1 pseudogene is annotated in these 222 nt (G+C 60.4%); it reads left to right on the top strand.

Annotated features, from left to right (window positions below):
- Positions 1-222, top strand: a pseudogene (locus U4Y90_RS36045) (electron transfer flavoprotein subunit beta/FixA family protein); the annotation flags it as partial.

The raw sequence follows: 222 nt of genomic DNA, 5'->3' as shown, positions 1-222 counted from the left end.
TTGGTCGATCAGGAGAAGCCCGAGTTGGTCATTCTCGGCAAGCAGGCCATCGATGACGACTCGAATCAAACCGGCCAGATGCTCGCTGCACTGGCAGGCCTGCCGCAAGCGACGTTCGCATCGAAGGTCGTGATCGCCGATGGCAAAGCGACCGTATCGCGTGAAGTCGATGGCGGCGCTGAAACGCTGTCGCTGAAGCTTCCGGCCGTCGTCACAACCGAT

The organism is Caballeronia sp. J97 (assembly GCF_905220305.1).
GTDB lineage: Bacteria > Pseudomonadota > Gammaproteobacteria > Burkholderiales > Burkholderiaceae > Caballeronia.
The sequence above is the reverse complement of the archived record's forward strand: the minus strand, read 5'-3'. Positions and strand labels throughout refer to the sequence as shown.